The organism is Nodosilinea sp. LEGE 07298 (genome assembly GCF_015207265.1).
Lineage (GTDB): Bacteria > Cyanobacteriota > Cyanobacteriia > Phormidesmidales > Phormidesmidaceae > Nodosilinea.
Map to the genome: position 1 here is coordinate 1 of NZ_JADEXE010000545.1, position 1962 is coordinate 1962.

The 1962-nt window shown below is 58.8% G+C and carries 2 protein-coding genes; one reads left to right on the plus strand and one right to left on the minus strand.

What is annotated here, in order from left to right; all coding sequences use genetic code 11:
- Positions 1-43: 43 nt before the first annotated feature.
- On the plus strand, positions 44-1111 hold the full coding sequence (locus IQ273_RS32865; RefSeq protein ID WP_194027265.1) for an ABC transporter ATP-binding protein: 1068 nt from the start codon (positions 44-46) through the stop codon (positions 1109-1111).
- Positions 1112-1283: 172 nt separating this feature from the next.
- On the opposite strand, the gene IQ273_RS32870 is transcribed toward IQ273_RS32865, so the two are convergent.
- Positions 1284-1962 (minus strand): cysteine hydrolase family protein (locus tag IQ273_RS32870; RefSeq protein ID WP_194027266.1); only part of this gene is annotated, 679 nt, incomplete at its 5' end.

A 1962-nucleotide genomic window follows, 5' to 3' on the forward strand; every position in this document is an offset into this window, starting at 1 on the left:
CCCATCCACCCGCCCACTCTCCTACTCACCTATCTCTACGATCATGGCTAAACTCGAATTGCAAGACCTCACCAAAGCCTACAGCCGCGACATTGTGCCGGTGAAAAAGCTCAATCTGACGGTGGAAGACAACGAGTTTTTGACCCTGGTGGGGCCGTCGGGCTGTGGAAAATCAACGATTTTGCGGTTGATTGCGGGGCTGGATCAGCCCACCGAGGGCCGGGTGATGATTGGCGATCGCGATGTCAGCCCGCTGCCGCCGGGCGATCGCAATATTGCTATGGTGTTCCAAAGCTACGCCCTCTACCCCCACATGACCGTGGGTGAAAATATTGCCTCAGGCCTCAAGCTGCGCCACCTGCCAGCGGGCGACATTCAGAAGCGGGTGCAGGAGGTGTCTGCGGTACTGGGCCTCGACCCCCTGCTCGATCGCAAACCAGCTAAGCTTTCGGGTGGGCAGCGGCAGCGGGTGGCTCTAGCCCGCGCCCTGGTGCGTAACCCCGACGTGTTTTTGCTTGATGAACCTCTCAGCAACCTGGATGCTCTGCTGCGCGAGCAGGTGCGGGCCGACCTGAAGCAAATTTTTGCCGACCAAAAATCGCCCATTGTCTACGTCACCCATGACCAGACCGAGGCCATGACCCTCTCAACCAAGGTGGCGGTGCTGAGCAACGGCTATCTGCAACAGCTGGGTCACCCTCACGAGATCTACAAAACCCCGGCTAATCGGTTTGTGGCCAGCTTTATCGGCAGCCCCCAGATGAACCTGTTTCCCCTGAGCCGCACCGGCCATGACGTGGTGCTGGGCGATTTTCGGGTGCCTTTGCCCGCTGGAGTGCAGTCATCGTCGGTTATTCTTGGCATTCGCCCCGAGCACCTGCGGCTGCCTCGCGCAGGCGATGCCCTGACTGCTACGGGCGACGTGTTCTTAGTTGAAAACCTGGGCATGAGCGACCTGGTGAGTCTGCGAGTGCAGGGCGACCCTAGCCTAACCCTGCGGGCGCTGCTGCCCGCCGATGCCACCTGGAGCAAAGAAAATTTAACCCTGGCCCTGCCGCCAGAAACAATCCACTGGTTTGACGGTGAAACTGAACAGCGGCTTAGTTCCTAGTACTCTGCGGCGCAAGTTTAGTACGGCGCAAGTTTAGATACTATTCTCCGGAAGCTAGGGAGCAGGGGGGGTAGGGAGCCAAGCAATTCGGAATGGTGGGCATATTTCAGCCGTCGAGTACCAGGACAAAATTGAGGGTACAAATCAAGACGTTCTAGTACGTTTTCACGAATCATTCCGAATTGCTGTATGCCACTACCGGAGCTTTATACTGGGCTGCCAGGGTCGTTAGCAATGCCTCGGTCAGTCCTGTCCAGCCGATGATGCCGTCCTGGGCACGCACCATCTCCAGGGTGGCCTGCTTAAAGGCAGGGAAGTAGCTTTCGGTAGCGTCTTCGACCAGCAGGCACTCGTAGCCGCGATCGTTGGCTTCGCGCATGGTGGTCTGCACGCAGACCTCGGTGGTTACACCCGTGATAATCAGGTGGGTAATGCCCTGGGCTTTGAGGTGAGACTCTAAATCGGTGGCGTAGAAGGCTCCCTTGCCGGGTTTGGGGATGATCGCTTCTCCCGGCAGCGGCGCAAGTTCGGGAATGATGCCGTTGCCCGGTTCGCCTAGCACCAAAATGCGCCCCATTGGGCCGCGATCGCCAATTTTGAGGGTACTGGAGCCGCGATCGCGTTTCGAGGGCGGGCAGTCGGACAAATCCGGCAAATGCCCCTCCACGGTTTGAAAGATCGGTAGCCCGTAGCGGCGAAACGCTTCCTGTAGCGCTTTCACGTTGGGGATGATCGATCGCAGCAGGCCGACATCGTTACCCAGGGCATCGCCAAAGCCGCCGGGTTCAATGAAATCGCGCTGCATGTCGATGATGATCAGCGCCAGACCGGTGGCGGGCAGGGGGTAGGGG